Origin of the sequence: Duganella sp. Root198D2 (genome assembly GCF_001428585.1) — a bacterium.
GTDB lineage: Bacteria > Pseudomonadota > Gammaproteobacteria > Burkholderiales > Burkholderiaceae_D > Rugamonas.
Window position 1 is genome coordinate 45,864 of record NZ_LMIC01000014.1, and the last position, 23,260, is coordinate 69,123.

Below are 23,260 nucleotides of genomic sequence, written 5' to 3' on the forward strand. Positions count from 1 at the left end.
AGACCTGGCCCCGACTTTAGGTGTGCTATCCTCTGCGCGCTTGTAACAACAGAGAGATGCCATGTTCCGACTGTCTATGCCTGCTGCCGCTGTGGTGGCTGCGTTTGCGTTGCCTGCGTGGGCGCAAGATCCGCTGAGCTTTGCGCGCTATGACCAAGTGCGCACCACCGACTTGCACCTGGACCTGAAAGCCGATTTCGCACGCAAGACGCTCGACGGCTATGCGGAACTGTCGCTCAACTGGATCGACAAGTCGGCGCGCACCCTGGTACTCGATACCCGCCAGCTGAAAATCGCACGCGTGCAGGTGCAGCAGCCTGGCGGCAACTGGGCACCGGCTTCGTTCATGCTCGACAAGCAGGACTCGAAGAAGGGCCGCGCCCTGCGCATCGCGCTGCAAACGCAGCCTGAGAAAGTGCGCATCTATTACCGCACCGCGCCGACGGCCAATGCCCTGCAGTGGATGAATCCCGAGCAGACGCTGTCGGGCAAGCGCCCCTTCATGTTCAGCCAGTCGGAGACGATCGAGGCGCGCTCCTGGGCGCCGGTGCAGGATACGCCGGCAGTGCGTTTCACCTACAGCGCCCACATCGACGCGCCGGCCGGCATGCGCGTGGTGATGAGCGCGGAGGGCGACCAGCACGCGACCGGCAAGGGCGGCTGGAACTTCAAGATGCCGCAGCCGATTCCATCCTACCTGCTGGCCATCGCCATCGGCGAAATCGAGTTGCGCAACCTCGGCCCGCGCACCGCAGTGTACGCGGAGCCAGGCCGTATCGACGCCGCAGCCTACGAGCTGGCCGACACCGAGAAGATGGTCAACGCGGCCGAAGCGCTGTACGGCCCTTATCGCTGGGGGCGTTACGACATGCTGGTGCTGCCGCCGTCGTTCCCGATCGGCGGCATGGAAAACCCGCGCATGACTTTCCTGACCCCGACCATGATCGCTGGCGACCGCAGTCTGAACGACCTGATCGCGCACGAACTGGCGCACAGCTGGTCCGGCAACCTGGTCACCAACGCCTCGTGGAAACACTGGTGGCTGAACGAAGGCTTTACCACTTACGTCACCACCCGCATCGTGGAGAGCCTGTACGGCAAGGACGTGGCCGACATGAACCTGCAGGTGGAGCAGGCCGAAGCCGTCGCCTCGCTGAAGGACATCGCGCCGGCCAAGCAAGCCTTGCTGACCAAGGATGCCGACACCAATCCGGACACCTACACCGACGAGGGGCTGGCTTATCCGAAAGGCGCCTGGCTGCTGCATACGCTGGAGCAGCGCGCCGGCCGCGAAGTGTTCGATCCCTTCCTGCGCGGCTGGTTCGACCAGCATGCCTTCCAGTCGGCGACGACGGGCGAATTCGTCGATTACCTGCGCAAGAACCTGCTGGCGAAAAATCCGGCCATCATGGGCGACGCGGAGCTCGATGAATGGCTGCACGGCAGCGGCATCCCGGCCAGCGCGCAGTATGTGAATTCGGCGCGCCTGGCCGCGCTGGACGCCAAGCGCGACGCCTGGCTGAAGGGCGAGCTGGCGACCAGCATGCTGGAGACGCAGCAGTGGATCGCGCTGGAGTGGATGCACTTCCTGAACGGCATCGACAGCAAGGCCAATGCGGCGCAAATGAAGGAGCTGGATGAGGCCTTCAAGCTGCGCGATACGAAGAACAATGAAATCGGCTTCCGCTTCCTGCTGGCGTCGGTGCATGCCGGCTATGGCGTGCGTGAGCCGCTGAATGCCTTCCTGATGAGCGTGGGCCGGCAGAAGTTCGTGGTCCCGCTGTACAAGGCGCTGCTGAACAACCCGAACGAAGCGTCCTGGGCCAAGGGCGTCTATGCCAAGGCACGCCCGCGCTACCACCCTGAGACCCAGGGCTCCGTCGATAAACTGCTGAAGAAATGACCATGCTGCTGAAGAAACCTCTCGCCGCCCTGTTCATGCTGGCCTTCGCGGCCAGCGCCGCCATCGGTGCGCCGGCTGTCGCCGCAGCGGAAGGCGCGGTCGCTGCAGCAGCTGCCAGTGCGCCGGCCTTCGACCTGGACCGCGACGTCAACCTGGCGCTTAAAACTTTCGACGTTCCCGGCATCGCCATCGCCATCGTCAAGGACGGCAAGGTGGTGGCGGCCAAAGGTTTCGGCGTGCGCAGGCTGGGCGACCCGGCGCCGGTAACCGGCAAGACCCTGTTCGAGATTGCCTCCAACTCGAAGGCCTTTACCGCTGCCGAACTGGCGCAACTGGTGGACGAAGGAAAGCTGGCCTGGGACGATCCCGTCACCAGGCACCTGCCTGGTTTCCAGATGGCTGACGCCTACGTGACCCACACCATGACCGTGCGCGACCTGCTGGTGCACCGCAGCGGCCTGGGGCTGGGCGCGGGCGACTTGCTGTGGTGGCCGACCACCACCTTCAGCACCGATGAAATCATCGAGCGCCTGCGCAACGTGAAGCTGGCCACCAGTTTCCGCAACAACTACGCCTACGACAACCTGCTGTACATCGTGGCCGGCAAGATCATCGCGCAGAAGTCCGGCAAGAGCTGGGAAGACGCCACCCGCGAACGCATCCTGGCGCCGCTGGGCATGAGTGGTTCCACCACCAACGTGGACGAAATGCTGAAGACGGCCGACTATTCGGCGCCGCACAGCAAGGTCAATGGCAAGGCCGCCGTGGTCAAGCCGATGCCGGTGCAGAACGCCGTGGGCGCGGTCGGCATCCAGACCAATGCCGAAGATATTGCCAAGTGGATGCAGGTCCTGCTCAACGAAGGCAAGATGGAAAACGGCAAGCAGCTGTTCAGCGCCAAGCAGGCGCGCGAAATGTGGACGCCGCAGACGCCGATGAAGATCAGCGAGCCGAAACCGCCGCTGGCCGCCACCAGGCCTAACTTCGCCGCGTACGGCCTGGGCTTCCAGCTGCGCGACTACCGCGGCCGCAAGCTCGCCATGCACGGCGGCGCGCTGCAGGGCTTCTATTCGCGCATCGTGATGGTGCCGGAGGAAAAACTGGGCGTGGCGATCTTCACCAATGCGGAAAACGGTCCGTCCATGAGCGCGCTGCAGTGGCGCATCCTGGACAACTACATGGGCGCGGCGCCGACCGACTGGATCAAGGTCTATGCCGAGATGGAAGCCGAAATGCACAAGGACGAACTGGCGCGCCAAGGCAAGCTGACTGCAGCGCGCGCGGCGGCATCCAAGCCTTCGCTGCCGCTGGCTTCCTACAACGGCGACTACCAGGACGACTGGTATGGCACGGTGAGCATCAGGCAGGCGGGCGGCAGGCAGCTGATGACCTTCAGCCGCACGCCGGACCTGAGCGGCACGCTGGAACACTTCCAGCACGACACCTTCATCGTGCGCTGGAAGGAGCGCAATTTCAATGCGGACGCCTACGTGACGTTCGCGCTGAATCCGGACGGCTCGATCGAGCGCATGAAGATGGCGCCGGTGTCCACCGAGACCGATTTCAGCTACGACTTCGCCGATTTGTCCTTTACTCCGCTGAAAAAATGACACAATTGCGACAATATTGAAACGAAGTGTGAGATTCATTCATGTGCGCATGACGCATAATATCGCTAGTTTGCGCACATGGGAGAATGAATGACTAGCTTGATCGTTTCAATTGCCGCCGTTTTGGGAGGTCTGGTCGTCGCCGGCTATGGCTTTGTCACTTTGATGAGCCGCCTGCAGTCCCGCTAGGAAGTTCCAGCTCGAATACCTTGCGCTTGCGCGCCGCGATCTCCGCCAGCGCGCGCTGGAAAGCCGGGTAGCCGTTCAACAGCTTGTCGAAACTGCCATCGGCTTGCGCCAGTTTCAACCCCCTCTCCACCCGCTGCGCCATTGCCTTGTTGTCCTTGCCGACAAAGAAATAGAACGGCACGCGGTAATGCAGGAAGATGGTCGGCTCCACCATCAATCCATCCTTGCCATACACCTGTTCTTCAGCCCAGGCTTCGTGCACGCCGCGCGGCATGTAGTCGAAGCGCCTGGCTTTCAGCATCGGGAACAGGGAACTGTAATTGACCGTCGTTTCCACCGGCAAGCGGTTATGGCGCAATACGTCCACCGAAGGCCAGTTCAGGCCCGCGCCGGCGGTGAGCTTGCGCAGGTCGGCCAGGCTGCGTACGTCGTGGAAGCGCGCCTCATCTTCCTTGCGGATCATGAAGACGCGGTAATCATTCAAATCGCGCACCAGGGAGATGCGAATCGGCAGCAAGTCGCGTTCGCGCTGGGCGTTGGTGCCGTCCCACATGATGTTGATGACGCCATTGCGTTTGAGCTCCAGGGCGCGCCGCGGGCTGGTCAGTTCGTAGGGATAGAACTCGATCGAGAACGGGCCGTCGGTCTTTTCCAGCGCGAGGCGCAGCAGCAGGTGGAAGTAGGTGACCTGCACTTCGGAGCCCGGGGTGACCGACGGCAGGACGAAGCGCATCAGCGGCGCGTTGGCCGCGCCGCCGGCGTTGGCCAGGGTGGAAGCTGCCGCCAGCAGCAGGCCGGCGGCAGCGCATTGCAGCTTTTTCAGCACTGATTACTGAGGCTTGACGAACTTCAGCGTCATGCGGTCGCTCTCGCCGATAGCCGCGTATTTGGCACGGTCCTTGTCCTTGTTGGTGAAGGTTGGCGGCAGCGCCCAGACGCCGTTTTCGTGGTTGGCATCATCCTTTGCATTGGCGTTGACGTCGGACTTGGCCACCAGTTTGAAGCCGGCCTGCTCGGCCATCTTGATCACGTAGGCTTCGTGCATATAGCCGGAGCTGGCTTTGGCGTCCTGGCTCATCGCAGCCGGCAGGCGGTGCTCTTCCACGCCGAACACGCCGCCTGGCTTCAGGCTGTCGTAAATGCTGGCCATCAGCTTCTTCATGTTTTCGTCGCCGGTGCCGATCCAATTGTGGATATTGCGGAAAGTGAGCACCATGTCGGCGCTGCCTTTCGGCGCGTAGGTGTAAACGCCATTGCCTGGCTCAAAGGCGCCCAGCACCACTTTGTCGCGACCCGGTTGCCTGGCCAGGAATTCCTGGAAGCGTTCGGCCGACTTGCGCACGCGTTCATCGGCCGATTGCGGGCTGGAGCCGGCGGTAATCAGCTTGCCCTGGTCACGCAGGTAAGGCGCCAGGATTTCGGTGTACCAGCCGCCGCCTGGCGACAGTTCGACCACCGTCATGTTCGGCTTGATGCCGAAGAAGGTCAGGGTCTCGTATGGATGGCGGAACTGGTCGCGTTTGACGTTGTCGGCGTTGCGGGTCGGGTTGGCGATTGCGGCTTTCAAGGCAGGATCTGCCCATGCAACGCCGGAAAAACTGGTGAAGCCTACGGCCAGCAGGCCGGCCAGGACGTACTGTTTCATTCAGGAGTCTCCTTTTTTCGTTGGGCAGGCGACGCAGCGAGTCCGGTCGCCCGGGACTTGATGATCGTGCAAGCTGAGCGCCGGGTCAAGTGTCCGCGCGGACGGTGTGCGGACACTCGACCGGACACTTTTCGCCGATATGTTTCAGCTTTGTACAAGCTTTACACAATGGCACAAAAATTGCGTACGATTTGATTCCTGCAAGCTGTCTTAGGTCATAACGATAACCCTGGAGAGACTATGGAACGACGTGCATTCCTCAACATGAGCGGCGGTGCAATGGCTGCCATGATGATGCCTTTTGGCCGCGCCATTGCGGCCGACGAGCTGATCAAGCCCGTGGAAGTGAAGTTCAAGAAGATGCTGGCAGATACCGCGCTGACCGCGGCCACCCAGGCCGGCGCCAGCTACTGCGACGTGCGCATCGGCCGCTACCTGAACCAGTTCATCACCACCCGTGACCTGAACATCGAAAACGTCACCAATACCGAATCCGCAGGCGTGGGCGTGCGCGTGATCGCGAGCGGCGCCTACGGCTTTGCCGCCACCAGCGATATGTCGCCGGACGGCGTGGCCGGTGCCGCGCGCCAGGCGGTCGCCATCGCCAAGGCCAATGCCAAGCTGCAGGCTGCGGGCGTGCAGCTGGCGCCGACGCCGGGCGTGGGCGAGGTGTCGTGGGCCACCCCGATCAGGAAAGACTGGCGCACGGTGCCGATCAAGGAGAAGGCCGACCTGCTGATCACCGCCAACAAGGGCGCGCTGGAGGCCGGTGCCTCTTTCATCCAGTCCTTGCTGTTCCAGGTCAACCAGCAGAAGTACTTCGCTTCCACCGACGGTTCCTACATCGACCAGGACCTGCATCGGCTGTGGGTGCCTTTCTTTGCTACCGCCGTCGACAAGGCGAGCGGCAAGTTCCGCAGCCGCTCCGACCTGGGCACTCCGGTCGGCATGGGCTACGAATACCTGGATGGCCGCAAGGAAGACAAGATCAAGGCTGCGGGCGGCGTCGCCACCCTGTACAACCGCTCCTACGACCTGGTCGAAGATGCGAAAGCCGCCGGCCGCCAGGCCAAGGAGAAGCTGACTGCCAAGTCGGTCGAGCCGGGCAAGTACGACCTGGTGCTGTCGCCGGAGCATATGTGGCTGACCATCCACGAATCCGTCGGCCACCCGACCGAACTGGATCGCGTACTGGGTTACGAGGCCAACTTCGCCGGCACCTCCTTCGCCACGCTGGACAAGCAGCAGTCGAAGAAATTCAAGTACGGTTCCGACCTGGTCAACATCGAAGCCGACAAGACCATCCAGGGCTCGCTCGGTGCCGTCGGTTTCGATGACGAAGGCGTCAAGTGCAAGAAGTGGGACATCATCAAGGACGGCATCCTGGTCAACTACCAGGCCACGCGCGACCAGGCGGCAGTGATTGGCGAAAAAGAATCGCACGGCTGCTCTTATGCGGACTCCTGGAGCAATGTGCAGTTCCAGCGCATGCCGAACGTTTCGCTCAAATCGGGCAAGAAGAAGCTGACCCCGGACGAACTGGTGAAAGACGTGAAGAAGGGCATCTACATCGTGGGCGCCGGTTCCTTCTCGATCGACCAGCAGCGCTACAACTTCCAGTTCGGCGGCCAGATGTTCTACGAGATCAAGGATGGCAAGATCGGCCAGATGCTGGAGGACGTGGCGTACCAGTCGAATACCCAGGAGTTCTGGAACGCGTGCACTGCCGTATGCGATGAGCGCGACTGGCGCATGGGCGGTTCCTTCTTCGACGGCAAAGGCCAGCCGATGCAGGTGAGCGCGGTGTCGCACGGTTCGTCGACTTCCCGCTTCAACGGCATCAATGTGATCAACACTGCCCGCAAGATCGGCTGAGCGTAAAGGACAACCATGAAGATCCTGAATCAGGAAGAGACCAAGCGCATCGCCGACAAGGTCATGTCGCTGAGCAAAGCCGATGAGTGCATCGTCACCATCAACGGCAGCCGCACCGGCAATATCCGCTATGCGCGCAATGCCGTATCGACCGCAGGCCTGGTGGAGAACACCCAGCTGTCCGTGGCAGTCGCTTTCGGCAAGAAGCAGGGCACGGCCGTGATCAACGAGTTCGACGACAAATCGCTGGCGAAGGCCGTTCAGCGCGCCGAAGAACTGGCCAGGCTGGCTCCGGAAAATCCGGAGTTCATGCCTACGCCGGACAAGCAGGCGTTCAAGGGCTCCGATACCTTCAGCAAGTCGACCGACGCGATCAATCCTGAGTACCGCGCGCAGGTGGCGGCGTACAGCATCGAGGCCTGCAAGAAGAAAGGCCTGGTTGCTGCCGGCTTCTTCACCGACCAGTCTTCGTTCGAAACAGTCGCCAACTCGCGCGGCGTGTTCGGCCACCAGTCGCAAACCGGCGTCGACTTCACCTGCACCGTGCGCACCGAAGACGGCCGCGGTTCGGGCTGGGTGCGCCGCGATGCGCAGGACGTGGCTCGCTTCGATCCGCGCGCGGCGGCCGAAGTCGCAATGGAAAAGGCGATCCGTTCGGCGGAAGCCAAGGCGCTGGAGCCGGGCCGCTACACGGTGATCCTGGAGCCTGCCGCAACGTCGGACCTGCTGGCCTTCATGTTCAATGGCTTCGATGCGCGTTCGGCCGACGAGGGCCGCAGCTTCCTGGCGAAGAAGGGCGGCGGCAACCGCATGGGCGACAAGCTGTTCGACGAGCAGGTGAACGTGTGGGCCGATCCGTGGGACAAGGACATCCCTGTGCTGCCTTGGGATAACCAGACCTTGCTGGCGCGCGAACGCATGGACATCATCAGGAACGGCAAGATCGCGTCGTTGAACTATTCGCCGTTCTGGGGCAAGAAGCAGGGCCAGCGTGCGGTGGGCCAGCCGGGCAATATCATCATGGCCGGCGGATCCAAGTCGACCGAGGAACTGATTGCCTCGACCAAGAAGGGTATCCTGGTGACCCGCACCTGGTATATCCGCATGGTCGATCCGCAGACTGTGCTGCTGACCGGGTTGACCCGCGACGGCACTTTCTACATCGAGAACGGCAAGATCAAACACCCGGTGAAGAACTTCCGCTTCAACGAAAGTCCGGTGACGATGTTGAACAATATTGAAGAACTGGGCCGCCCTGAGGTGCTGGCCGGCGACGAGTCGCAATTCCAGCTGCTGATTCCGGCCATGAAGGTGCGCGACTTCAACTTCACCTCTTTGTCTGACGCTGTTTAAGCAACCCCAACGCGCCGCCGCCTCCACGCGGCGGCGCTTATGATTCTGGAGTAAATGTGGAACGTAGATCCTTCCTGAAAGTCGCCGCTGCTGCCGGCGGCACCGTGCTGGTACCCGTCTTCGGCAACGCTATCGCCGCCGAAGATTTGATGAACCCGATGGCCCGCAAGTTCAAGAAAGAACTGGCCGACGCCGCACTGAACGCTGCCACCAAGGCCGGCGCCAGCTACTGCGACGTGCGCATTGGCCGCTACCTGAACCAGTTCATCACCACCCGCGACACCCGCGTAGAAAACATCGTCAACACCGAATCGACCGGTGTCGGCGTGCGCGTGATCGCCAACGGCGCCTACGGCTTTGCCGCCACCAACGCGATGACGATGGATGCGGTGGCTGATGCCGCGCGCCAGGCAGTCGCCATCGCGCGCGCCAACGCGCGCCTGCAATCCTCGCCGGTGCAACTGGCGCCGGTCAAAGGCGTCGGCGAAGTGGCATGGCAGACGCCTTTCAAAAAGGACTGGCGCGAAGTGCCGATCAAGGAAAAGGCCGACATGCTGTTGGCCGCAAACAAGGCAGGCCTGGACGCCGGCGCGTCCTTCATGACCGCCAACCTGTTCCAGGTCAACCAGCAGAAATACTTTGCTTCGACCGACGGTTCCTATATCGACCAGGACGTGCACCGCCTGTGGGCGCCGTTCACTGCCACGGCAGTGGACAAGGCGACCGGCAAGTTCCGCACGCGCGACGGGCTGTCTTCACCGGCCGGCATGGGCTTTGAATTCTTCGACGCCAAGCCGGAGCACAAGGTGCGTTCGGCTGGCGGCGTTACCCAGTTGTACAACGGCGGCTACGACATCATCGAAGACGCCAGGGCGGCCGGCAAGCAGGCGCGCGAGAAGCTGTCCGCCAAATCGGTCGAGCCGGGCAAGTACGACCTGGTGCTCAGTCCTGAACACCTGTTCCTGACCATCCACGAGAATGTCGGCCATGCGACCGAGCTGGATCGCGTGCTGGGCTACGAGGCCAACTACGCCGGCACTTCTTTCGCGACCTTGGATAAATGGAAGGGCAGGAATTTCAAGTACGGTTCCGACATCGTCAATATCGTCGCCGACAAGACCACCGCGGGATCGCTGGGCAATGTCGGCTACGACGATGAGGGAGTCGCTTCGAAGAAGTGGGACCTGATCCGCAACGGCATCCTGGTGAACTACCAGGCCACGCGCGACCAGGCGCACATCATCGGCGAGAAGGAGTCGCATGGCTGTTCGTATGCGGATTCCTGGAGCAGCGTGCAATTCCAGCGCATGCCCAACGTATCGCTGGAAGCGGGCAGGAAGCCGCTGTCGGTGGACGACATGGTCAAGGACGTGAAGAAGGGCATCTATATCCTGGGCCGCGGCTCCTACTCGATCGACCAGCAGCGCTACAACTTCCAGTTTGGCGGCCAGTTGTTCTACGAGATCAAGGACGGCAAGGTCGGCCAGATGCTGAACGACGTGGCCTACCAGTCGAACACCCAGGAATTCTGGAACTCCTGCTCGGCCATCTGCGACCAACGCGACTGGCGCATGGGCGGTTCGTTCTTCGACGGCAAAGGCCAGCCGAGCCAGGTCAGCGCCGTCTCGCACGGTTCCTCGACCACGCGCTTCAATGGCATCAATGTGATCAACACTGCCCGCAAGATTGACTAAGGACGCGATAGATGAAACTCCTGAGCAAAGACGAAGCAAAAAGCATCTGCGACAAAGTGATGGCCATGTCCAGGGCCGACGAGTGCCGCGTCAACCTGAGCGGCAGCCGCAAGGGCAATGTGCGCTATGCGAACAACAGCGTCTCCACTGCGGGACAGATTGAAGACACGACCCTGGTCGTCAGCGTCGCCTTCGGCAAGAAGCAAGGCTCCGCCACCTGCAACCAGTTCGACGCCAGGTCGCTGGAAGCTGCCGTGCGGCGCGCCGAGGAGATCGCGCGCCTGGCGCCGGAGAATCCCGAATTCATGCCGGCCGTAGGCAAACAGGACTTCAAGGCGACCGATACCTTCAACCGCAATGCGGAAGCGTTCAATCCCGACTACCGTGCCGACGTGGCGTTCGCCAGCATCGCGGCGGCGAAGAAGGCCGGCCTGCAGGCAGCCGGCTTCTTTAACGACAGCATCGGGTTCGATTGCGTCGCCAATTCGAACGGCGTATTCGGTTTCCAGGAACTGGGCGGCCTGAATTTCACCGTGACGACGCGCACGGACGACGGCCGCGGTTCGGGCTGGGTCAACCGCGCTGCCTATGATCCCAAGGCATTCGATCCGCGCGCGACCTCTGAAATTGCGATCGAGAAAGCGTTGCGCTCGGTGGATGCCAAGGCGCTGGAACCGGGCCGCTACACCGTGGTGATGGAGCCGGCGGCAACCAACGACCTGCTGAACTTCATGTTCAGCGCCTTCGATGCGCGTTCCGCCGACGAGGGCCGCAGCTTCCTGTCCAAGAAGGGCGGCGCCAATCGCCTGGGCGACAAGCTGTTCGACGAGCAGGTGAATGTCTGGACCGATCCGTGGGATGCCAATGCGCCGGTGCTGCCATGGGACCAGGGCTCGATGCAGGCGCGCGCGCGGCGTGACCTGATCAAGGGCGGCGTCATCACTTCGCTCGATTACAGCCGTTTCTGGGCGCAGAAGCAGCGCAAGGAATCGACTGCGCCAGCCGGCAATATCATCATGGCGGGCGGCTCCAGGTCGACCGAGGAACTGGTTGCTTCGACCAGGAAGGGCATCCTGGTGACCCGCACCTGGTATATCCGCATGGTGGACCCGCAATCGGTGGCACTGACCGGCCTGACCCGCGACGGCACGTTCTACATCGAGAACGGCAAGATCAAGCACCCGATCAAGAACTTCCGCTTCAACGACAGCCCGGTATCGATGCTGAACAACATCGATGAACTGGGCCGTCCGGTGCTGATCGGCGATACCGATACGCGCAAGCTGATGATTCCTGCAATGAAGGTGCGCGATTTCAACTTCACGTCGCTGTCCGACGCGGTGTAAGGAATGCCCGCCTACGATTTCTATTTCAGCCGCCTGACTTACGAGTCGGGCGATTGGGATGTCGATATCCGCATGCCGAGCAATGTGCTCAACTCACTGGTCGAATACACGACCCTGAAAGTTGATCCCGTTGAGCGCATTGTGGCCCTGTCCGACCCGAAGATGCTGGAAGCGCCGTTCTGCTACCTGGCCGGCCATAAGCTGGTGCAGTTCACGCCCGCCGAGCGCAAGAACTTCGAGCGCTACGTGCGGGGCGGCGGCTTTGTCTTCGTGGACGACTGCAACCACGATATCGACGGGCTGTTTGCGAAATCGTTCGAGGCGGAAGTGGCGAAAATCTTCGGCCCGAAAGCACTGCACAAGATCTCCAACAGCCATCCCTTGTATTCGGCTTTTTTCAAGTTCGACGGACCGCCGAATACCGGGGTGGAGCTGAATGGCTGGGGGGACGACCTGGTGCACGACTACCTGAAAGCCGTGGAATTCGGCGGCCGCATCAGGCTTTTGTACAGCAATAAGGACTATGGCTGCGAGTGGGATTATGATTTCCGCAACAAGCGTTGGCTGGCAATCGACAACACGCGCTTCGCAGTCAATATCATTCAATACGCGTTGGGGGCATGACCGTGGCTGAAAGCGGCTGGAGCGAAAATGAGATCGGCGTACTGAACGCCAAGGTAAAGGCACTGAAGGCGAGCATGGGCCGCGTCATCATCGGCCAGGAGGAAGTGATCGATTCGCTGGTCATCTGCCTGCTGGCCGGGGGACATGCGCTGGTGGAGGGCGTGCCCGGCCTGGGCAAGACCCTGCTGGTCAAATCGCTGGCGCAGGCGACCGACATGGAGTTCCGCCGCGTGCAGTTCACGCCGGACCTGATGCCGTCCGATATCGTCGGCACCGAGATCCTGGAGGAGGACCATGCGACGCGCAAGCGCGAGTTCCGCTTCCAGCAAGGTCCGGTATTCACGCAAGTGCTGCTGGCGGACGAGATCAACCGCGCCCCGCCCAAGACCCAGTCGGCGCTGCTGGAAGCGATGCAGGAACGCTCGGTGACCTTTGCCGGCCAGACGCACAAGCTGCCGCGCCCATTCTTCGTGCTGGCAACGCAGAATCCGATCGAACAGGCTGGTACCTATCCGCTGCCGGAGGCGCAACTGGACCGCTTCCTGCTGCACATCGATGTCGGCTATCCGACTGAAGACGAAGAGATTGCGATGGTGTCCGCCACGACGCACGCCGGCCTGAAAGATGCCGAGCCGGCGATGGATGTGGAAACCTTGCTGCGCCTGCAGGCGCTGGTGCGCGATATCGAGATCGGCGAGCACCTTTTGCGGTATGCAACGCGCCTGGTGCGCGCTACGCGCCCGCGCGAGACGACAGTGGAAGCGGTCAAGAAGCACGTCGGGTGGGGCGCCGGCCCGCGCGCAGGTCAGGCGCTGGTGTTGGCGTCGAAGGCACGCGCGCTGATGCAGGGCCGGCTGGCGGTGACGCGTGAGGATATCGGCCACATGCTGCTGCCGGTGCTGGCGCACCGCGTGCTGCGCAACTTCGAAGCGGAAGCGGACGGCATTGCAATTGCCGACATCCTGGCCGCATTGCACGACGCAATCAAGCCCGGGTAAGCAATGCTGGAAACACCTGCGCTGCTGGCGCATTCCGCCGATCTCGAGCTGGTGATCCGCCACGTGCTGGCTGGTCTCGGCCATGGCATCCATGCGGGGCGCGAACGCGGCGCCGGTGTGGAGTTCTCGGAATACCGTGCCTATGCGCCGGGCGACGAGTGGCGGCGCGTCGACTGGAAGCTGCTGGCGCGCGCCGATCGCTACTACGTGCGCGAGGCGGAGCGCGACAGCCATGTTGCGGCCTGGCTGGTGCTGGACGCTACCGCTTCGATGGCGGAGCCAAGCCGGCGGGTTGATGGACTGAGCAAGCATTGGTATGCGCGCACGGCGCTGGCTTGCGTGGCGGCGATTGCCCAGCGCCAGGGCGATGCCTTCGGCCTGCTGGTGGTTTCCAACGGCAAGGTCGAATTCACGCAAGCCTCGCGCGGACCGCGCCATTTGCAGCGCGTTCTGGCGGCCTTGCAGCGCGCCACGCCATCCGGCGAACTGCCCGATGCCGAAACCCTGCGCGCCAGCCTGCATTTCGCACGCTCGCAAAGCATGGTGTTTGCCGCAACGGATGCATTGGACTGGCCTTCGCCGCTGGGCCAAGCGCTGGTTCGCCTGCGCCATATGCGGCACGACGTGCGCTTGCTGGCCTTGCGTACCGAGGCTGAAGTCGAAGCGGGCTTCGCCACCGGCCATGCCTATCGCGACCCGGAACAGGGAATCCGCCTGCACAGCTTTACCCGCGCCGGCCGCGACGGATACCGCACGGCGCTCGAATCGCACTTCTCTGCCGTACGCGCCGCATGCCGCCGGCATGACCTGCCGTTGTGCGAAGCGCGGATTGAGCAGCCGCTTGGCGAAGTACTGCGCACGTGGCTGAGGACTCCGGAGGCGCGCAGGCCATGACCAGCATGCAGCCTTTATGGTGGTTTGCCTTGCCGGTGCTGTTGCTGCCGCTGTGGTGGCATATGCGCAAGCGCGAGCGCACGCGCACCGACTTGCTGGCCACTGCCCGCTTCCTGCCCGCCGCTGCGCCGCAGCAGCAACGGGTGCTGCGCTGGACCGAAGTGCCGCTCCTGCTGGTGCGGCTGGCGTTGCTGGCTGTGCTGATCGCCTGGATGGCGGTGCTTGCCATGCCGTGGAAGGGCGACACGGTGTTTATCGATCCATCGCTTGTATCTTCGCCGTGGGCTGCGCAGCAGGTGCAGTCGGCTGCAATGAGTGGCGCCGCGCGCGCGCCGCTGCCCGCCGACCTGTGGAATTGGCTGGCCCGCAACGAGCACGAATGGCGCCCCGAGGCACGCTTCCTCATCCTCGCCCCCCGTGCCGCCATGCCCGCGCTTCCCCCGCGCCTGGCCCACGCGGCCGACCTGCGGCTCGCCCCGCCGGTTGCGGCTGGCACGCCTGCTCCGCCCCGCGAGCGCCACGTCGTCGTCGCTGCGCCGGCCGAGCGCCTGCCGCACTGGCAAGCCCTGTTCGCTGCCTTCGACACCGCTGCCGACGGTGCGAGCCGCTATATGATTTCCGATACGCCGACAGCTGCGACCGAGCTGATCGTCTGGGACCGCACGGACAAGGAACCGCCGGCCGCCTGGACGGCCCGCCTCTGGTGGCGTACCGCCAGCACTACTGGACAGACGCCATCCGCGCAAGGCCTCACCTGGACCGCCCCGCAATGGCCATTGCAGGACGTCGACGCCGCACGCGCGCTCTACGAGCGCTGGCAGGCGGCGACCGCGCAGCCGGCCCCCTACCCAATGCCTGCGCAAACCCTGGCAGCCGGGCGCAAGGTGCCGCTGGCAACGCCGCTGGGCCGTTCTCCGGAATGGCTGGCGCTAGCCATGCTGGCATTGTTCGCGCTCGAAAGGATCCTTACCCATGCCCGCCGCCGCTGACCACATGGCCAGCGTGCGCCAACGCATGCTGCAAGCCCTGATCCGCCGCCGCTTTGCAAGCTGGCTGCTGCCATTGCTGCCTGCGGCTGCGCTGGCTGCTTCGGTACTTGCTGGTGCCTTCGGTGCCGTCACTCCAGTCACGCTTACCGTCCCCCTCGCAATGGCCGCCGCCGTCATGCTCTGGGCCGCAATCGACTTCGCGCTGTGGCGCAGGCGCATCGACGAGCAACTGCCAGCCTGGCTGAACGATGCAATTCCCGAGCTGGAAGACAGTAGCGCCATGCTGGCCGCGGCCCCGCAAACCCCGCTCGGCAGCCTGCAGCGCAGCCGCCTGCTCAAGCGCATCGGCCGGGCCCTCAACGACGAACGCCTGCGCAGCATTGCAAGCCGGAAGGCCCGTTTCAACGCGATCCCGCTAGCGTTGGCGCTGGCCGCTGCCGCCAGCGCCTGGGCATATGCCGCGGCCTATAGCCCGCGGCACGCGGTAGCCGCCGGTGCAGGACCAACTGCGCAGGCAGCAATCAGCGCCGCCGGTATCAAGCTGTACGCCGCGCCTCCTGCATATACCGGCGTGAAGCCAAGCGAAGGCGCACCGCGCGACCTGCAAATTCCCCAGCACAGCAAAGTGCGCTGGTGTGCGCTCAATGCCGACGCTATCGTCGAACTTGGCGACGGCCAATCGCTGCCGGCCGAAGCAGGCAAATGCGCCGAATGGATCGCCAGCGACGCCATTTTCTGGCGCAGCCGCCTCAACGCAAGCCAGCGCTACACAATCCGCGTGACGCCCGACCTGGCGCCGCAGGTCGCAATCGTCGCGCCAAATGAATCGGTCAGCGTGCTGAAGCCGGATGCCCAAAGCGCGCAGATCAACATCAGCGTCAGCGACGACTATGCCGTCGCCAGGGCTACCCTGCATATGACCCTGGCGCGCGGCAGCGGCGAGAACATCCGCTTCACCGACAAGGAAAGCCCGCTCCCGGCATCAGCCGACCCGCGCAAGCGCAGCTGGAACAAACAGTGGATGCTGAAAGAACTCGGCATGGAACCCGGCGACGAACTGTACTTCTTCGTGCGCGCCAGCGACAACGCTCCGGTGCCGCATATCGCTCAATCGCCTACCTATACGCTGCGCCTGCCCGGCCAGCAAGGCGAAGCCCTCGAATCGACGGCATTGCCATCGATGGTGAAACCGGAGAACCTGCGCAGCCAGCGCCAGATCATCATCGATACCGAACAACTGGTCGCTGATGCTCCGCGCCTCGCTGCAGTGGAACTGCGCGCCCGCAGCGAGAAGATCGCCGGCGACCAGGCCAAGCTGCGCCTGCGCTACGGCCAGTTCCTGGGCGAGGAATCGTCCCTGTTCGGCGAGGAGGAGCACGGCGATGGCGACGAACATGGCGGGGCCGGCACCCAAGGCGCAGCCGGCTTTGGCAGCGGCAATATCGCCGCGCAGTTCGGCCATGCGCACGACCAGGAAGGCAACGCCACCATCTTCGACCCGGCGACCAAGGAAGTGCTGCGCCGTGCTTTGCGGGCAATGTGGGACGCTGAAAAGCAGCTTCGCGCCATCGCGCCCAGGCCGGCTTTGCCGCCTGAGTACAAGGCGCTTGGCGCCATCAAGGAATTACAGCAGGCGGAACGCGTCTACCTGCATCGCACGGCCTTCGTGCCGCCGGCTATCAAGGAAGAGAAGCGCATGACCGGCGAGATGGCTGGCGCCTCCAGCTACCGCCGCGCCCAGGGCGCTGCCAACGAATTGGTACCGGCAGACGTACGCGAACTGGTGCAAGCCCTGGGCGGCGATGGCGCGTTGCCCGCCCTGTGGAGCAAGGCAGCACGGGAAGCAGTGGCGCGTATCGGCGATGAAGAACAACGCCTGTCCGCGCAAGGCGCCGTGCAGGAGGTGGCCGACGGATGCCTGCCCTGCCGCGCCCAGCTGCGTGCCTGGTTGCGTGCCACGGTGCGGCAGCCGGCCGTGCTGCTGCAGGCACGGCCGCAAGCGCAGACGAAATTCGGCCGGGCTTTGCTGGGGAAGGGCGCGCCGTGAACGTGGACATCAACCTCCTGTACGGTGGCGCGGTGCTGGCCGGGACGGTAAGCGCTCTGCTTTCCATGCGCAAGAAGCGCTGGCTGGACGCGGCGCTGGCGATAGCCGCTGGCGCATCGTTGGCGACCCTGCTGGCCGCGCCGAACGCGCCCGCAGGCGAGGCGCAGCGAATCGCCCTGGAGACCGCCGGCGCATCGCCGGCAATGCCCGGTGAGCGACTTGCCGAAGCGCTGGCGCAATTGCCGTCGGCGCCGCGCGGCACAGTCGTCGAGGTCCGGGGCCAGGGCCTGCATGAGGCGCAATGGCGCGACATCCCCGTGCGTCCGATCCAGTGGCAGCCTGCGAAGGACGGCCTGCTGTGGCTTGACTTCCCGCGCTCGCTGCCGCTCGGACGCAGTTTTGCGCTGACGGTGCGGCGCGATGCGCCGCAAACCGACTGGCGCCTGCAACTGCTGGCGGAAAACGGCCTGGTGCTTTCCGAGTCGCGCGCTACTGCCGCATCGCAGGCGTTGACCGTCCAGTGGCAGCCGCCAATGGCGGAATCAATGGTGCTGCAGGCGCGCTTGCTGGACAAGGCGGGCAAGGCCATCACCCAAGGCCCGGTGCCTCTGCGCGTGCTCGACGCCGTACCCTTGCAAGTGCAAGGCCGCTTCAGCTCGCCGTCCTTCGACACGCGGGTCTTGAACCGCTTGCTGACGGACTCCAATGCCGTCGTCGATTGGCAGACTACGCTGGGCAAGGCGCTGACCCGTAGCGAGGAAGCCCGTGCGCCGCTGACGCATCCCAACGCGCTGGTGGCCGATGCAGGCTGGCTCGAGGGCGGCGGCATGCGCAATGCCTTGGCCCAGGTCGCGCAGGGCATGCCGCTGCTGGTCCTGGGCGGCAATGCAGGCGACGCCGCGCTGTGGCAGCGTGAGCTAGGATTAAAGCTGGCGTCCCAATCCGCCACCACGGAGCAGGAAGATGCACGCCACCTGGCTTTCGCTGGCACCACCCTGGCTTTCGCGCCGGGCGCGCAAATGCCAACGGCTGGCGGCCCATGGCAGGCCATCGCTCGTGATAGGGACGGCAAGGCATGGCTGTGGCAGCGCGACTGGCATAAAGGCCGCATCCTTTGGCTGGGCTTGCGCGACTGGCACCGCCATGCCATCAGCGAACCCGCGGCGCTCGCCTCATGGTGGCAGCAAGTGATCGACCTGGCGGCGCAGGGCAGCGAACAGAAAGTGCGCTGGCTGGATGCAGACCCTATGCCGCTGGCAGGCCTGCGCACCGAGGTGTGCGCGCAAGGCGTGGCAACAGGCAGTGCCGTCACCGTGGGGCAGGCCGCAACGCAGTGGCAAGCCCGCAGCGAACGCGCCGATGCCGCCTGCGTTGCGCTCTGGCCACGCGCCGCCGGTTGGCTGCGCGCGCGCAGCGGCGACGCGGAAAGCGCCGTCTATGTCTACGCTCCACATGACTGGCCGGGATGGCAGGCGGCGCTGCGCCATGAAGCGACCGCACGTTTTGCAGGCCGCAGCTCCCAGCCAGTCGCCGACGTTGCCGGCGATGCGTCCGTGCGCGCCGCGCCGGGCGCCGGCGAGGCGCAACTGTGGGCCAGCGCCGTGCCGCGCTGGCTGCTGGCGATCGCGTTCGCTGTCAGCTTGTTGCTTCTGTGGTGGCGTGAGCGCCGTTGAGCTGCAAGCTGTGCTAATGTCATTGCATGAAAGCGATCGACGAATTCCGGGCCAAGCCAGGCCTGCGGCTACGCGACAAGGATGCTGAAGCGGACAGCAAACCCGATCGGGACTTGCTGGACAAAATGCTGGACGACATTTCCGACCTGCAGGAGATGCTCTACGCTGAGCGCAAACGCAAGCTGCTGATCGTGTTGCAGGGTACGGATACTGCCGGCAAGGACGGCACCGTGCGCCACCTGTTCAGCAGGATCAACCCCATGGGCTTGCGTGCCGTCGGTTTCCGGGCGCCGACCGGGATCGAGGCGGCGCACGACTTCCTGTGGCGCATTCACCGCGAAGTGCCGAAAGCCGGCGAGATTGCGGTCTTCAACCGCAGCCACTACGAGGATGTGCTGGTCACCCGCGTGCTGGGCATGATCACGCCGCAGGAATGCAAGCGCCGCTATGCGCAGATTCGCGACTTCGAACGCATGCTGGCCGAAAGCGGCACCACCATCGTCAAGCTGTTCCTGCACATTTCGAAGGACGAACAGAAAGAACGCCTGCAGGCGCGCGTCGACGACCCGCACAAGCACTGGAAGTTCGACCCGGAAGACCTGAAGCAGCGCGAGCTCTGGAAGAATTACCAGAAGGCCTATGAAGATGCGATCACGGAGACCGACGCCGGCCATGCGCCGTGGTATGTGGTCCCCGCGAATTCAAAACGCTATCGGAACGAAGTCGTCGCCCGCCTGCTGCTGGAAACCTTGCGTGGCATGCGGCTCGACTGGCCGCCGCCCGACAAGCGGCTGTTGAAGCTCAAGGTGCGCTAACCCAGTCGCGCACGTAAGCCGGCGCCGCAACCGCGCACGCCGCATCTGCCACCGGCCCCGTGCGGAGCCGCACCATCGGCAGCTCGCCCACCCAGGCAGCGATGCCCATGTCTTCCTCGTCATCTTCCGGCCCGCCGCTGCGCACCTTGCACGCTGCCTCGGCCAGCGGGATCCGCAGCACCGTGGTGGCTGCATGCTCCTTGTCGTTGCCGCCGCGGACTTCCAGGCGGCGGCCCGGCGCCAAGTGGTCCATGAAGGCGTCCAGCGTGCGGCGTTGTTCGGCCTCGCCCACCGCTTCGAAGCGGCCATAGATCATCACCGAGCGATAGTTCATCGTATGGTTGAAGGCCGAGCGCGCCAGCACCAGGCCGTCCAGGTGGGTGATGGTGACGCAGGCGTCCTGCGCCATCAGCTGCTTCAGCATGCGGCTGCCGTTTGAGCCATGGATGTACAGGTGGTCGCCTTCGCGCCAGCAGGCGGTCGGGATGCAGTGCGCACCTTGCCCGTCGCTGAAGGCGATATGGCAGATGTAGGCGGCATCGACGATGGCGCGCACCAGTTCAGGTTCATAGGCGGCGTTGGCGGCGCCACGTCGCACGCGGGTGCGGTCGGTTGGGGGAGGTGTTGTATTCATGGCATCGGACTATAATGTCCTGCTGGCCCCTGCAACAGGTCCAGGGGTATGTAAAACCATGGAGCCACGCTTGGACTACTCGCTGCTGATTTCGAACTTCACCGCCAGCCATGGCGAGCATGGCTGGCCGCGCCAGCGCCTGCTGCATGAATGCCTGCGCGCGGCCATCCGCGATGGCACGCTGGCGCCGGGCACGCGCCTGGTTGCCACGCGCGCCCTGGCATCCGAGCTGGGCGTGGCGCGCAACACCGTGCTGTATGCGTATGAGCAGCTCACCAGCGAAGGCTATGTGACGACGGACCGCAGCGGCACCATGGTGGCCGCCGTGGCGCCGGCGCGGCAGCGTGAACCCAGCGTGGTGGTGCCGCACAAAGGCTTGTCGCAACGCGCGCAGAACCTGCGCCACAGCACCGCATCGGCCGCCAGCGGCACGCCTTTTGTGCCGGGTGTTCCCGACCTGCCCAGTTTCCCGATCGGCCTGTGGCGCCGCCTGCTGGAACGGGCCTGGCGTTCGCTGCCCACCGAAAAACTGAACTACGGCGACCCGTGCGGCGAACCGGTGCTGCGCGAAGCCATTGCCGACTACCTGCGCGCCTCGCGCGGCGTGATCTGCGAAGCGGCGCAAGTGTTCATTACCGACGGCAGCCAGAGCAGCCTTGACCTGTGCGGGCGCGCCTGCGCCGACGCCGGCGAAACGCTGTGGATGGAAAACCCCGGCTACGGCGGCGCCATGGCCGCCTTCCGCGCCGCCAGCCTGAAACTGGAGCCGATCGACGTCGACGGCGAAGGCATCGCACCGCGCCCCGAAGACTGGAAACAGCGTCCGCCGCGCCTGATCTATACCACGCCCTCGCACCAATACCCGACCGGCACGGTGCTGTCGCTGGCGCGCCGCATGGCCCTGATCGACGGTGCGCGCTCCTGCGGCGCGCTGATTATCGAAGACGACTACGACAGCGAATTCCGCCACGACGGCCCGCCGCTGGCATCGATGCAGGGCCTGCAGCCGGACGCCCCGGTGCTGTACTGCGGCACCTTCAGCAAGACCATGTTCCCCGGCCTGCGCATCGGCTACCTGGTGGTGCCGCCCTGGCTGGTGCAGCCCTTGGCCACCATGCGCCAGCAATCGGCATCGCGCGGCCGCGCCGCCGACCAGCTTGCGCTGGCCGAATTCCTGCGCAGCGGCCAATTCGCCCTGCACCTGCGCCGCATGCGCCGCGTTTATCGCGACCGGCGTGATGCCCTGGTGGAGGCGCTCGACAAGCACCTTGGCAATATCGCCAGCGTGCAAGGAGCGTCGGCCGGCATGCACCTGGCGCTGCGCTGGGACGACCCGCGCCTGTCGGACGTGGAGATCAGCCGCCGCGCCCGCGAGCAGGAAGGCATGATCGCCAATGCCCTCAGCGTGCACGCCGTCGCCGGCCAGTGCAACTGGCAGGGATTGGCGCTGGGCTATGGCCAGGTGGATCCGGGCAAGGTGGATGGCCTGGTCAAGCGCCTGGCCGGTGTCATTCATTTAACGGCCTATGAAAATTTTTACCGAAAGTTCAAATAGTTGATCGAAATCCTGCGCCCCTTGTTTTTAGAATGAAGTAAATCTGGCCTGACCAGATGTAGTCAAAAACAAGAAACGTATACTGGGGCGCAATGAATCAACATTTCCTGAAGCTGCGGCAGAATTTCAAAGCCGACATGATGGCGCGCTATGCCGTCGACGAACAACTGTTTGACGAAACCGGGCGCTGCATCGCGCCGCTGGCGGTGCCGTTCTCGGCCCGCCGTGGCGAGCTGCTGCAACATGTGGGCCAGTCCGCGCGCGAGGTGTTCTGGCTTACCGGGGGCGTGGCCCGCGTCGGTTATGTCAGCGCAGGCGGCAACGAAGTCACCATGCGTTTTGCCACCGAGAGCCATATCGCGAACGCCTATGAAGACTTGCTGGAGTTCCGCGGCGAGTTGCCGGCGCGCTCCTTCATCGTGGCCGAGACCTCGGTGCAGGGCTTCCGTTTCGACTGGGAGCAGATGAGCGTGGCACGCAGCCAGCACCCGGTGCTGACCGCCTACATGACACGCATGCTGGAATTTGCCGTGTGCAGCCAGGCGCGCCGCTTCGTTACGCACACCGCATCGAGCGCCGAAGAGCGCCTGGCCAATTTCAGGGCGGAGTACCCGAACCTGGAACGCCGGATTTCGCAGAAGGTGCTGGCGTCCTACCTGCAGATTACGCCGGCCTACCTGTCGCAGCTCATGCGCCGCGAACAGGAAGCAGCGTAGGGCTCAGTGCTCCTGGCGCTCCTGCTCCTGGCGCAGGAGCGTCGACATGTATTGCGGCGTAATGCCCAGGAAGGAGGCCAGCGATTTCTGTGAAATGCGCTGCTCCAGACCCGGATACTGCTCGCGGAAGGCGGCCAGCCGGCAGTTGGCCGACGTCATGCTGCGCACCAGGCAGCTTTGCGAATAGCGGCGGATCGAGTGCTCCGACACCTTCAGGTAGTACTCGCGCATCAGGCTATGCTCTTCGCGCAGGCGGGCCATGGTGGCCCACTCCACGCGGATTGCCGTCACCGGCGTTTCCGCAATGATGAATTCCTGCGCCGGCTGGCCGTCCTGGGCCGCCAGCAAGTCATGGTGCGAGCCGCAGGAATCGCCCTCCGACGAAAACGCCATCGTCACATCGGTGCCGTCCCTGGTGATCATGCCGCGCCGTGCCACGCCGCGGTATAGCCAATACGCCACGCTGGCCGGCACGCCGGAGCGCTGCAGGTAGTCGCCTTTGCGGAAATGCACCTCAACCACATGCGGTGCCAGGATGCGGTTGAACGCATCGAACATTTCACGCGATACGCCGATGCGGCTCATCGAATATTCGCTGAATTCTTCTCGCTGTTTTAGGAATGCTTCGGACATTGCGGTAACTCTTGGTCTTTCTGACAATATTGTTTCTTGCCTGAAACCACAGGCCCCGCAATATAAA

The 23,260-nt window shown here is 63.9% G+C and carries 19 protein-coding genes; 15 read left to right on the forward strand and 4 right to left on the reverse strand.

Going from position 1 to position 23,260, the window contains the following annotated elements; all coding sequences use genetic code 11:
• Positions 1-61: 61 nt before the first annotated feature.
• The gene (locus ASE26_RS15265; RefSeq protein ID WP_307146729.1) at positions 62-1,903 is read left to right on the forward strand and encodes a M1 family metallopeptidase; all 1,842 of its coding nucleotides are present in this window, start codon (positions 62-64) and stop codon (positions 1,901-1,903) included.
• A gap of 2 nt (positions 1,904-1,905) precedes the next feature.
• Complete coding sequence (locus tag ASE26_RS15270) at positions 1,906-3,513, forward strand: serine hydrolase (protein ID WP_057246520.1); 1,608 nt, start codon at positions 1,906-1,908, stop codon at positions 3,511-3,513.
• Positions 3,514-3,670: 157 nt separating this feature from the next.
• Here the strand turns inward: ASE26_RS15270 and ASE26_RS15275 are convergent, their stop codons facing one another.
• On the reverse strand, positions 3,671-4,528 hold the full coding sequence (locus ASE26_RS15275) for an ABC transporter substrate-binding protein (protein ID WP_055928377.1): 858 nt from the start codon (positions 4,526-4,528) through the stop codon (positions 3,671-3,673).
• A 3-nt stretch (positions 4,529-4,531) separates the two neighbouring features.
• Positions 4,532-5,347: a class I SAM-dependent methyltransferase gene (locus ASE26_RS15280; protein WP_055928380.1), complete on the reverse strand. Its 816-nt coding sequence runs from the start codon at positions 5,345-5,347 to the stop codon at positions 4,532-4,534.
• 240 nt (positions 5,348-5,587) lie between these two features.
• Here ASE26_RS15280 and ASE26_RS15285 point away from each other — a divergent pair, with 240 nt between their 5' ends.
• From ASE26_RS15285 to ASE26_RS15335, 11 genes are read left to right on the forward strand one after another with little or no spacing between them, the layout of a single operon-like run.
• Positions 5,588-7,222: a TldD/PmbA family protein gene (locus ASE26_RS15285; RefSeq protein WP_055928383.1), complete on the forward strand. Its 1,635-nt coding sequence runs from the start codon at positions 5,588-5,590 to the stop codon at positions 7,220-7,222.
• Positions 7,223-7,237: 15 nt separating this feature from the next.
• Positions 7,238-8,575 carry a TldD/PmbA family protein gene (locus ASE26_RS15290; RefSeq protein ID WP_055928386.1) on the forward strand — a complete coding sequence of 446 codons (1,338 nt, stop codon included), beginning with the start codon at positions 7,238-7,240 and terminating at the stop codon, positions 8,573-8,575.
• Between the two features lie 56 nt (positions 8,576-8,631).
• Complete coding sequence (locus ASE26_RS15295; RefSeq protein ID WP_055928388.1) at positions 8,632-10,269, forward strand: TldD/PmbA family protein; 1,638 nt, start codon at positions 8,632-8,634, stop codon at positions 10,267-10,269.
• A gap of 11 nt (positions 10,270-10,280) precedes the next feature.
• A complete protein-coding gene (locus tag ASE26_RS15300; protein ID WP_055928391.1) occupies positions 10,281-11,615 on the forward strand; it encodes a TldD/PmbA family protein in 1,335 nt (444 codons plus the stop codon).
• A 3-nt stretch (positions 11,616-11,618) separates the two neighbouring features.
• Entirely contained in the window at positions 11,619-12,239 is a 621-nt protein-coding gene (locus tag ASE26_RS15305; protein WP_055928395.1) for a DUF4159 domain-containing protein, read from the forward strand.
• The gene (locus tag ASE26_RS15310; RefSeq protein ID WP_055928396.1) at positions 12,236-13,237 is read left to right on the forward strand and encodes a MoxR family ATPase; all 1,002 of its coding nucleotides are present in this window, start codon (positions 12,236-12,238) and stop codon (positions 13,235-13,237) included. Before ASE26_RS15305 ends, ASE26_RS15310 begins: the two co-directional genes overlap by 4 nt.
• Before the next feature lie 3 nt (positions 13,238-13,240).
• Positions 13,241-14,131: a DUF58 domain-containing protein gene (locus tag ASE26_RS15315; RefSeq protein ID WP_055928399.1), complete on the forward strand. Its 891-nt coding sequence runs from the start codon at positions 13,241-13,243 to the stop codon at positions 14,129-14,131.
• A complete protein-coding gene (locus tag ASE26_RS15320) occupies positions 14,128-15,120 on the forward strand; it encodes a BatA domain-containing protein (protein ID WP_055928402.1) in 993 nt (330 codons plus the stop codon). Before ASE26_RS15315 ends, ASE26_RS15320 begins: the two co-directional genes overlap by 4 nt.
• Positions 15,104-17,167: a DUF4175 domain-containing protein gene (locus ASE26_RS15325; RefSeq protein ID WP_229208158.1), complete on the forward strand. Its 2,064-nt coding sequence runs from the start codon at positions 15,104-15,106 to the stop codon at positions 17,165-17,167. The genes ASE26_RS15320 and ASE26_RS15325 overlap by 17 nt, the downstream gene beginning before the upstream one ends.
• Positions 17,168-17,169: 2 nt before the next feature.
• Positions 17,170-18,840, forward strand: coding sequence for a hypothetical protein (locus ASE26_RS15330; protein ID WP_082591381.1), 1,671 nt, complete (start codon positions 17,170-17,172; stop codon positions 18,838-18,840).
• A 26-nt stretch (positions 18,841-18,866) separates the two neighbouring features.
• Positions 18,867-19,655, forward strand: a complete 789-nt coding sequence (locus ASE26_RS15335; RefSeq protein ID WP_055928405.1) for a PPK2 family polyphosphate kinase — start codon at positions 18,867-18,869, stop codon at positions 19,653-19,655.
• On the opposite strand, the gene ASE26_RS15340 is transcribed toward ASE26_RS15335, so the two are convergent.
• Positions 19,642-20,289, reverse strand: coding sequence for a pyridoxamine 5'-phosphate oxidase family protein (locus tag ASE26_RS15340; protein ID WP_057246513.1), 648 nt, complete (start codon positions 20,287-20,289; stop codon positions 19,642-19,644). The two genes, ASE26_RS15335 and ASE26_RS15340, sit on opposite strands and share 14 nt — an antisense overlap.
• Before the next feature lie 70 nt (positions 20,290-20,359).
• Here ASE26_RS15340 and ASE26_RS15345 point away from each other — a divergent pair, with 70 nt between their 5' ends.
• Together ASE26_RS15345 and ASE26_RS15350 are read left to right on the forward strand one after the other, a co-directional pair.
• The gene (locus ASE26_RS15345; protein ID WP_055928410.1) at positions 20,360-21,844 is read left to right on the forward strand and encodes a PLP-dependent aminotransferase family protein; all 1,485 of its coding nucleotides are present in this window, start codon (positions 20,360-20,362) and stop codon (positions 21,842-21,844) included.
• Between the two features lie 92 nt (positions 21,845-21,936).
• A complete protein-coding gene (locus ASE26_RS15350; RefSeq protein ID WP_082507224.1) occupies positions 21,937-22,560 on the forward strand; it encodes a Crp/Fnr family transcriptional regulator in 624 nt (207 codons plus the stop codon).
• Positions 22,561-22,563: 3 nt separating this feature from the next.
• On the opposite strand, the gene ASE26_RS15355 is transcribed toward ASE26_RS15350, so the two are convergent.
• Complete coding sequence (locus tag ASE26_RS15355; protein WP_229207105.1) at positions 22,564-23,193, reverse strand: Crp/Fnr family transcriptional regulator; 630 nt, start codon at positions 23,191-23,193, stop codon at positions 22,564-22,566.
• Between the last annotated feature and the right edge of the window lie 67 nt (positions 23,194-23,260).

What these genes read in the sequence shown, in the direction of transcription:
- ASE26_RS15265 (WP_307146729.1), top strand. Translation starts at nt 62, where the DNA reads ATGTTCCGACTGTCTATGCCTGCTGCCGCTGTGGTGGCTGCGTTTGCG.
- ASE26_RS15270 (WP_057246520.1), top strand. Translation starts at nt 1,906, where the DNA reads ATGCTGCTGAAGAAACCTCTCGCCGCCCTGTTCATGCTGGCCTTCGCG.
- ASE26_RS15280 (WP_055928380.1), bottom strand. Translation starts at nt 5,347, where the DNA reads ATGAAACAGTACGTCCTGGCCGGCCTGCTGGCCGTAGGCTTCACCAGT.
- ASE26_RS15285 (WP_055928383.1), top strand. Translation starts at nt 5,588, where the DNA reads ATGGAACGACGTGCATTCCTCAACATGAGCGGCGGTGCAATGGCTGCC.
- ASE26_RS15290 (WP_055928386.1), top strand. Translation starts at nt 7,238, where the DNA reads ATGAAGATCCTGAATCAGGAAGAGACCAAGCGCATCGCCGACAAGGTC.
- ASE26_RS15300 (WP_055928391.1), top strand. Translation starts at nt 10,281, where the DNA reads ATGAAACTCCTGAGCAAAGACGAAGCAAAAAGCATCTGCGACAAAGTG.
- ASE26_RS15305 (WP_055928395.1), top strand. Translation starts at nt 11,619, where the DNA reads ATGCCCGCCTACGATTTCTATTTCAGCCGCCTGACTTACGAGTCGGGC.
- ASE26_RS15310 (WP_055928396.1), top strand. Translation starts at nt 12,236, where the DNA reads ATGACCGTGGCTGAAAGCGGCTGGAGCGAAAATGAGATCGGCGTACTG.
- ASE26_RS15315 (WP_055928399.1), top strand. Translation starts at nt 13,241, where the DNA reads ATGCTGGAAACACCTGCGCTGCTGGCGCATTCCGCCGATCTCGAGCTG.
- ASE26_RS15320 (WP_055928402.1), top strand. Translation starts at nt 14,128, where the DNA reads ATGACCAGCATGCAGCCTTTATGGTGGTTTGCCTTGCCGGTGCTGTTG.
- ASE26_RS15325 (WP_229208158.1), top strand. Translation starts at nt 15,104, where the DNA reads ATGCCCGCCGCCGCTGACCACATGGCCAGCGTGCGCCAACGCATGCTG.
- ASE26_RS15335 (WP_055928405.1), top strand. Translation starts at nt 18,867, where the DNA reads ATGAAAGCGATCGACGAATTCCGGGCCAAGCCAGGCCTGCGGCTACGC.
- ASE26_RS15340 (WP_057246513.1), bottom strand. Translation starts at nt 20,289, where the DNA reads ATGAATACAACACCTCCCCCAACCGACCGCACCCGCGTGCGACGTGGC.
- ASE26_RS15350 (WP_082507224.1), top strand. Translation starts at nt 21,937, where the DNA reads ATGAATCAACATTTCCTGAAGCTGCGGCAGAATTTCAAAGCCGACATG.
- ASE26_RS15355 (WP_229207105.1), bottom strand. Translation starts at nt 23,193, where the DNA reads ATGTCCGAAGCATTCCTAAAACAGCGAGAAGAATTCAGCGAATATTCG.